Raw genomic sequence first — 8,293 nt, 5'->3', positions numbered from 1 at the left:
GTCTTCGACGTCCCCGCCGGAGCCCGCCCGACGGCGGGCACCTCCACCGGCTCGACCTCGATCAACCGATCCGGCAACGACGACGACATGACGCGCATCGTCCCCGGCGACCCGGACGGGTTACAGACCCACGCTCCTAGGGGTGCCGTAGGCGGCCAGCGAGGCCGAGGCCCGCGACTGCCAGCCGTCGCCGCCGGAGGTGGGTCCCCAGTCGCGATAGCGACACAGTCTCCTAGACGGCGCCCGCGGGTCCGGTGGCCGCGGGTGCGAGCCCCATGGGCGAGCGCCCGCAGCTGAACGAGCCCTCTGGGCGAGGCTCAGCCGACCTGCTTGGTCGGGCGGACCAGCACCTCGTTGATCGACACGTAGTCGGGCTGCCCGATCGCGTAGATGATGGCGTTGGCGATGTCCTCGGACTTCAGCTTCTCCACGCCCGCGAAGCGCTCGTCCATCTGCTTCTGGATCTCGGGCCGGTTGTGCTCGCGCAGCTCGGTCGCGACGGCGCCGGGCTCGATCAGCGTGACGCGGACGCCCTGCGCGGTGACCTCCTGGCGCAGCGCCTCGGAGAACGCGTTGACGCCGAACTTCGTCAGGTTGTAGACGCCGGAGCCCGCGGTGGCGCGGCGGCCCGCGACCGAGCTGACGTTGACGATGTGGCCCGAGCCCTGCTCCAGCAGGCCGCCGATCGCGGCGTGGGTCGTGTAGAGGACGCCGTAGACGTTGACGTCGATCATCCGGCGCCACTCGCCGGCGTCGGCGCCGGGGATCGGGCCGAGCAGCATCACGCCCGCGTTGTTGACGAGGACGTCCAGCCCGCCGAGCTCGTCCCTGGTGCGCTGGACGAACGCGGCCGCCTCGTCCTCCTTCGCCACGTCGGTCGGGATGGCCACCGCGCGGCCCCCGCCGTCGATGATCTTCTTCGCCAGCGCCTCGATGCGATCGGCGCGGCGTGCCGCCAGCGAGACGGCGGCGCCCGCCTGCGCGGCGGCCAGCGCGGTCGCCTCCCCGATGCCCGACGACGCGCCGGTGACGGCGACGACCTGCCCTGAGAGATCGATGTTCATGGCCGCCAGGCTAGGAGACCATGTCGCTATCGCGACTGGGGACCCACCTCCGGCGCCGACGGCTGGCCATCGTGGGCCTCCGCCTCGCTGGCCGCCTACGGCACCCCTAGGCGGACGGCTGAACCTCGATCGCGAAGGTCGCCCGAAACGGCTCGGTGACCGACCGCAGCCCCTCGCCGGTGCGCAGCGCGTCGATCGCCGCGGTCATCGGCTCGATGGCGATCACCGGCGACCTCGGCGGCGCGAGCAGCTGGAGGTGCGTGAAGCCCTCGACGAAGTGCATGACGATCTCGCGGCCGCCGCCGGCCAGCGTGAACGAGGGAGCGTCGCCCAGGTCGGTGAAGTGGTCGTCGTAGGTGCTCTCGCCGAGCGGCTCGTCGCGGCCGTCGTGCGGCTCGCGCCGGCCGTCGGGCAGGCCCTGCGCGTCGAGGCCCAGGCGCGTCATCGCCGGCGTGCGCAGCACGAGCTTGTCGCGCGCGACGCCCGGGATCGTGAGGTAGGGATGGAAGCCGAAGGCGATCGGGACGGGACGGTCGCCCGTCGGCGTCACCGTGGTGCTGACCGTGACCCGGTCGGGCTCCTGCACGATGTCCAGCGACACCCGGTGGCGGAACGGGAACAGCTTCAGCAGCCCGGCGTCCTCGAACGCGAAGTCCGCCGAGAGCGTCGTCGCGCCCGCTTCGCGGACGACCCACCCCGGCTCGGCGGCCAGCAGGCCGTGGATCGGCAGGCCGTGCTCCTCGGTGCGCACGTACGGCGAGGACGCGTCGAGCGTCACGGCGATTCCCTGCTGGGCGTAGGTGAAGCCGCCGAGGCGGTTGGCGAAGGGGTGCAGTAGCGGAATGCCGAACGTCGAGCCCTGCTCTGCGTAGGCGTTGAGTCCGCGCCGTTGCCCGAGAAGCTCACGCCCTTGATGGAAGAGGGACACTCCCACCATGCCCACCGACGGGACCCACCGTGAGGTCAATCCATCCGCCCGCAGCGTGACCACGTCGAGTGACATCGCGCCATCTTGTCTTACAAAGCCTTTAGGCGGGCGTAGGGCCAGCATCAGGAAGCGGTCCCACCCTGTCGGCATGGTGACGGTCCTCGACGGGGAGATGACGCACGCATGACCCCTCCCAAGCACATCTGGAGCGGCGGCTGGCAGGAGGAGTCCGAGGAGGACGCCCGCCTTCGCGCCGAGGCCGAGGCCGCGCGCCGCGCCCAGGCCGAGGCCGCGGCTGCCGCCGCGCCCGGCCGTGAGGCCGAGGGCGTCCGCACCCCCCGCCGCACCAGCCGCGGCAGGATCGCCGGCGTCGCGACCGTCGGCCTGCTGGCCGTCGGCGGCGGCGCGTTCGCCGCGGGCGCGCTGCTCGACGGCAACGGCAACGACGGCCCCGCCAACCCCGCCGCCCTGCCGGCCGTCGCGTCCAAGCCGATCACCCCCACCCGCGGGCAGACCCGCGCCGGCACGATCTACGCGCAGGCCAGTCCCGCGGTCGTCTCCATCCGCACGGCGACCGGCAGCGGCACCGGGTTCCTGATCGACGACCAGGGCACGCTCGTCACCAACGACCACGTCGTCGACACCGACAGGACCGTCACCGTCAAGTTCGGGACCGACGGCCGCAACATCCGCGGCGTGGTCCGCGGCGTCGACCCGTCGAGCGATCTCGCGGTCGTCCACATCGATCCCTCACAGGCGCCGGCCGACGCCAAGCCGCTGCAGTTCGCCGACTCCACCGGCGTGCAGGTCGGCGACGTCGCGATCGCGATCGGCAACCCGTTCGGCCTCGACCGCACCGTCACCGAGGGCATCGTCTCCAGCCTGGGCCGGACGCTGCAGGCGCCCAACGGCTTCCAGATCGACGACGTCATCCAGACCGACGCGGCGATCAACCCCGGCAACTCGGGCGGCCCGCTGCTCGATGACGGTGGTCGCGTCATCGGCGTCAACTCGCAGATCGCGACCTCGGTCGGCGGATCGGGCAACGTCGGCATCGGCTTCGCCGTCCCGTCCAACACCGTCCGCCAGGTGCTGCCCGGCCTCAAGCAGGGTCGCTCGGTCAGCCACGCGTGGCTCGGCGTGACCATCGACTCAAACCCGGCGCGCATCACGACGCCGGGGGCCTCGATCGCCTCGCTGAACACCAACGGGCCGGCCGAGTCCGCCGGCGTGCAGGTCGGCGACCTCGTCACCGCGGTCGACGGCCAGCCCGTCAGCGACGCCAGCGCGCTGTCGACGGCGATCAACCGCAAGGCGCCGGGCGACCACATCACGCTGACCGTGGAGCGCAACGGCTCCAAGACCGACATCGACGTCCAGCTGAAGGCGCGGCCCGCGAAGACCCCGTGAGCTTCGGCGCGCCCCTCATCCTCCTGGCGCTGCTGATCGTGCCGGCGCTGGCCGCCTGGTACGTCGCGCTGCAGCGCAACCGCGTGCGGGCGGCCGCGGCGTTCGCGGCGCCGACGATGGCGCCGTCGATCGCGCCCCGCCGGCCGCGCTGGCGCCGCCACGTCCCGCTGCTGGCCTTCGTGCTGGCGATCGCCGTCCTGGTGGTCGCGGCCGCGCGGCCGCAGCGCACCGTCGCGGTGCCGGTGGAGCACGCCCAGATCATGCTGCTGACCGACGTCAGCGGCTCGATGCTGGCGACCGACGTCGCGCCCAGCCGGCTCGTGGCCGCCCGCCGCGCCGCCCAGAAGTTCGTCGACGGCGTGCCCAAGCAGGTCAACGTCGGCGTCATGGCCTTCAACCAGGTGCCGCAGGTGCTGCAGTCCCCGACCCAGGACCGCGACGACCTTGCGCTCGCGCTCGGCCGCCTGAAGTCCAGCGGCGGCACGGCGACGGGCGAGGCGATCCAGACGGCCGTGCGCGTCCTGCAGGGGGCGCCGTCGGTGAACGGTCGCAAGCCGCCGTCGGCGATCGTGCTGCTCTCCGACGGCGTGTCGACCAAGGGCGTCCGGCCCGAGGACGCGGCCGCCGCCGCCAAGCGCCTCAAGATCCCGATCTACACGGTCGCCCTCGGCACGCCCGGCGGGACGATCACCGTTCCGCGCACCGACGGGGGCACCGGCACGATCACGCGCCGCGTCCCGCCCGACGAGGCCTCGCTGCGCGCCGTCGCGCAGGCCTCCGGCGGCCGCGCCTACACCGCCGCCTCCGCCAAGGACCTCTCGACGGTCTACCAGCGGCTCGGCTCCCAGCTGGGTCGCAAGAAGGAGCCGCGCGAGATCACCGCCGGCTTCGCGGGCGCCGGACTGGCCCTGCTCGCCCTCGGCGCCGCGCTGTCGCTGCGCTGGTTCGGCCGCCTCATCTGATCATCAAGGAGACCCCCGTGGACGACGACACCCAGACCATCCAGCCCGACCCTCACGAGGACCCGCGCCGCGCGCTCGGCGAGGCGCTGCACGAGATCAAGCGCGTCATCGTCGGCCAGGACGCGATGCTCGAGCGCCTGATGGTCAGCCTGCTCGCCGGCGGCCACGTCCTCCTGGAGGGCGTGCCCGGCCTGGCCAAGACGCTGACCGTGCGGACGCTGGCCGACGTCGTCGGCGGCACGTTCAGGCGCGTGCAGTTCACCCCGGACCTCGTGCCCGCCGATCTCGTGGGCACGCGGATCTGGCGCCCCGACACGGGCCGGTTCGACACCGAGCTCGGCCCCGTCTTCGGCAACGTGCTGCTCGCCGACGAGATCAACCGCGCGCCCGCCAAGGTGCAGTCCGCGCTGCTGGAGGTCATGCAGGAGCACCAGGTCACGATCGGCGGCACCACGTTCCCCGTGCCCAAGCCGTTCCTCGTGCTCGCCACGCAGAACCCGATCGAGTCCGAGGGCACCTACCCGCTGCCCGAGGCGCAGGTCGACCGCTTCCTGATGAAGCTCGTCGTCGACTACCCGACGACCGGCGAGGAGGCCGCCGTCGTCGGCCGGAGCCTCGGCGAGGCGCCCGAGATCCGCCAGCGCCTCGAGCTGCCGGCGCTGGAGCGCTACGCCGCCGCGGCGCACGCCGTGCTCGTCGACCGCGACATCATCGCCTACGCGGTCTCCCTCGCCGACGCCACGCGCCACCCCGCCGCCCACGGCCTCGGCGACCTCGCCGGCATGGTCGAGTTCGGCGCCAGCCCCCGCGGGCCCATCGGCCTCGTGCACGCCGCCCGCGCGCTGGCGATGCTGCGCGGCCGCGGCTACGTCAACGCCGGCGACGTGCGCGACCTCGCGCCCGACGTCCTGCGCCACCGCCTCGTGCTGTCCTACGACGCGCTGAGCGAGGGCATCACCGCCGACGACATCCTCAACCGGGTGCTCGACGCCGTCCCCGAGCCCGAGGACCGCTACCTGCACCGCTCGACCAGGACCGCGGCCGCGTGACGCCCAGCGGCACCACACCGCCGCTCGCTCCACCGGCCGCCCGGCAGGGCCCGGGCCCGATGCCGCTCGCGCTGCTGGACGCGCTGGCGCTCGCCGTCACGCGGCGGGTCGCGGGGGCGCTGCCGGGCGACCGGCGCGCCGCGGGCGTCGGCGCCGGCACGGAGCTGGCGCAGCTGCGCCCGTACGCGTTCGGCGACGACGTCCGCCGCATCGACGCGGCGGCCACCGCCCGCAGCGGCGAGCCCCACGTCCGCCTCGAGGTCCCCGAGCGCACGCTCACCAGCTGGCTGGCGATCGACGTCTCGGCGTCCATGGCGTTCGGCACGGCGGACCGTCTGAAGGCCGACGTGGCCGAGGGCGTCGCGCTCGCCGTCGGCCGCCTGGCGCTGCGCCACGCCGGGCGCATCGGCGTGCTGGCGTTCGGCGCCGGCGAGCCCCGCCTGCTGCCGCCGCGCGGCTCCAAGGCCGGCATGGTGGCGCTGCGCCGGGCGCTGCGCGACGGCGTCGGCACCGACGGCCACCACGAGCCCGGCGCGCTGGGCGACGCCCTCGGCCGGATCGGGCGCGTCGCGCGCCAGCCGGGCCTCGTGGTCGTCATCTCCGACTTCCGCGAGCAGCACGACTGGACGCGCGCGATGGGCAACCTGCGTGCCCGCCATGCCGTCCTCGCCGTCGAGGTCCACGACCCGCGCGAGGGATCGCTCCCGCCCGTCGGCCGCATCGCCGTCGTCGATCCCGAGACCGGTCAGCGGCTCGAGGTCGACACGTCGCGTCCCCGCGTGCGCGAGCGCTTCGAGGCGCTCGAGGCGCAGCGGCGCCAGACGCTCGCCTCCGAGCTGCGCCGCCTGCGTGTCGACCACGCGCCGCTGAGCACCGACGAGGACTGGCTCCTGCAACTGGGACGGCGCCTGCGATGAGCGTTGCGACCCCGATGGCGATCAGCTTCGCCGCGCCCGCCGGGCTGCTCGCCCTGCTCGCCATCCCGCTCGCGATCCTCGCGCTGACGGCCAGCCGGCGCCGGGCGACGCGCTACGCCGTCCGCTTCCCCGCCGCCGCGACGCTCGCGATCGCCGCCGGCACCGTGCCCGCCTGGCGCCGCTTCGTCCCGACCGGCCTCGCGCTGGCCGCGATGGCCGCGCTGGCGGTCGCGCTGGCCAAGCCGCAGCACACGGTCGCCGTGCCCGTCGAGGGCGCGTCGGTCGTGCTCGTCACCGATCACTCCGGCTCGATGGCGGCCACCGACGTGGAGCCCGACCGCCTCAGCGCCGCGCAGCAGGCGGCCACGACCTTCCTGGGCCAGCTCCCGGCCGCCACGCGCGTCGGCGTCGTGACCTACTCCGACGGCCCCGACGGCACGCGCACGCCGACGCTGGACCGCGACGTGATCAAGCAGACGCTCGAGGCGCAGACCGCCGCTGGCGCGACCGCCACCGGCGAGGCGCTGCAGGTCGCGCTCGGCGCGCTGGCGCCCAACGGCCGCGCCGCCGCGCGCCCGGTCTCGGCGATCGTCCTGCTGTCGGACGGCAAGACGACGTCGGGCCGCGACCCGGTCGAGGTCGCCCGCACCGCCAAGCGCCTGAAGATCCCGATCTACACGGTGGCCCTCGGCACGGCCGACGCGACCATCCCGAACCCGGTGAGCCCGCTGAGCCCGCCGATCGCCGTGCCGCCCGACCCCGAGACGCTCAAGCAGATCGCCGACATCTCCGGCGGCCGCTCGTTCACCAGCGACGACGCCGGCCAGCTGCGCGGGATCTACCGCACGCTCGGCTCGCGCCTGGCGACCAAGCACCAGGAACGCGAGATCACGTCGAGCTTCGCCATCGGCGGCCTCATCCTCCTGGTGGCCGCGGGCCTGCTGTCGCTGCCGCGGGTGGGCCGGCTGCCGTAGGGGGGCGGGGGCCCGTCGAGTCGGGGTGGCCGGGCGTCGGGGACTGACGTCGTGCGGCGCGATCGGGCCGCCGGCGCTCTTGCGCTGTGGATGGCGGCGCCAGCGCGGTTGGCGTCCCGCGCGTCGCGCTGCCGGGGCGCCGGCATCATCGGCTCGGCACCGACGGGAACGTGGCGGGAGCGGTCGCGCCGGCGCGACGGGTGGTCCCAAACCGTCGGCCCCGCCATCGAGGGACGAATGAATCTCGTACAGCGAGATTCATTCGTCCCTCGACGCCCCCAGGCGCGCGGAGGCCCGACCCCGCACGCCGGAGGACGACCCCGGGCGCCGGCACGGCTAGCCGCGCATGCTTCCGTCGGTGCCCGCCCGACGACGCCGGAGCCCCGAGAACGCCGAGGCGGGGCGCCGATCCCAGCGGCGCTGCCAACGACAGAAGAACGACGCCCGCACCCGTGCCGCGCTCCACGACATCAGTCCCCCACGCCCGCGCCCCAGCGTCGAGGGACGAATGAATCTCGTCCAGCGAGATTCATTCGTCCCTCGACGCCCGAGGCCCCGTCAGCCCGTCTGCAGCCGCGTCTGCGTGATGCGGAAGCGGCCGCCGCCGACGAACTGGATGGTGATGTCGGTCGGTGCGCCGGAAAGCTCGGTGGTGCAGCGCACGCGGTTGCCCTCGTCGGCCTTGACGCCGTCGGGGCAGTGGACGTCGATCTTCGTGCCCGTCTGCTGCCGGACGAAGTCGGCGATCTTCGTCTCGAGGTCCTTGCGGTCGACGTTGCCGCCGCAGGCTCCCAGCGCGGCGGCGGTCAGCGCGAGGAGTGCGGTGAAGATGATTCGCCCCGGCCAGATTCGGTCGTGGACCAAGCCAGGCGACGCACGATGCCGCAGGCAATGCATCCGCATTGTCAAGACATCGGGTGGCGATCTGGCGCTGTGTCCACGGCCGGAGATGGGCGCGGCGAATCCTTCACCGCGCTCCCAGCGCTGCC

Annotated in this window: 8 protein-coding genes; 5 read left to right on the top strand and 3 right to left on the bottom strand. The window is 74.0% G+C overall.

Features of this window, described 5'->3' with window-relative positions; genetic code table 11:
• Positions 1-317 precede the first annotated feature (317 nt).
• Positions 318-1,064 (bottom strand): SDR family NAD(P)-dependent oxidoreductase, encoded by a 747-nt coding sequence (locus VK501_RS12420; protein ID WP_324337735.1) that lies wholly within the window; start codon positions 1,062-1,064, stop codon positions 318-320.
• 106 nt (positions 1,065-1,170) lie between these two features.
• A complete protein-coding gene (locus tag VK501_RS12415; RefSeq protein WP_324337734.1) occupies positions 1,171-2,067 on the bottom strand; it encodes an aldose 1-epimerase in 897 nt (298 codons plus the stop codon).
• A 108-nt stretch (positions 2,068-2,175) separates the two neighbouring features.
• On the opposite strand from VK501_RS12415, the gene VK501_RS12410 reads away from it, so the two are divergent.
• Genes VK501_RS12410 through VK501_RS12390 form a run of 5 tightly spaced genes read left to right on the top strand, consistent with a single transcriptional unit; the run spans position 2,176 to position 7,304 of the window.
• Complete coding sequence (locus VK501_RS12410) at positions 2,176-3,402, top strand: S1C family serine protease (RefSeq protein WP_324337733.1); 1,227 nt, start codon at positions 2,176-2,178, stop codon at positions 3,400-3,402.
• The gene (locus VK501_RS12405) at positions 3,399-4,364 is read left to right on the top strand and encodes a VWA domain-containing protein (RefSeq protein WP_324337732.1); all 966 of its coding nucleotides are present in this window, start codon (positions 3,399-3,401) and stop codon (positions 4,362-4,364) included. Before VK501_RS12410 ends, VK501_RS12405 begins: the two co-directional genes overlap by 4 nt.
• 17 nt (positions 4,365-4,381) lie before the next feature.
• Complete coding sequence (locus tag VK501_RS12400) at positions 4,382-5,413, top strand: AAA family ATPase (RefSeq protein WP_324337731.1); 1,032 nt, start codon at positions 4,382-4,384, stop codon at positions 5,411-5,413.
• 59 nt (positions 5,414-5,472) lie between these two features.
• A complete protein-coding gene (locus tag VK501_RS12395) occupies positions 5,473-6,330 on the top strand; it encodes a DUF58 domain-containing protein (protein ID WP_324337730.1) in 858 nt (285 codons plus the stop codon).
• Positions 6,327-7,304 carry a VWA domain-containing protein gene (locus VK501_RS12390; protein ID WP_324337729.1) on the top strand — a complete coding sequence of 326 codons (978 nt, stop codon included), beginning with the start codon at positions 6,327-6,329 and terminating at the stop codon, positions 7,302-7,304. Before VK501_RS12395 ends, VK501_RS12390 begins: the two co-directional genes overlap by 4 nt.
• A gap of 558 nt (positions 7,305-7,862) precedes the next feature.
• On the opposite strand, the gene VK501_RS12385 is transcribed toward VK501_RS12390, so the two are convergent.
• Positions 7,863-8,168 (bottom strand): DUF4333 domain-containing protein, encoded by a 306-nt coding sequence (locus VK501_RS12385; protein ID WP_324337728.1) that lies wholly within the window; start codon positions 8,166-8,168, stop codon positions 7,863-7,865.
• Positions 8,169-8,293 lie beyond the last annotated feature (125 nt).

Source organism: Baekduia sp., assembly GCF_035318805.1.
GTDB lineage: Bacteria > Actinomycetota > Thermoleophilia > Solirubrobacterales > Solirubrobacteraceae > Baekduia.
Note: the sequence above shows the minus strand (reverse complement) of the source record. Positions and strands in the feature narration are given on the sequence as shown.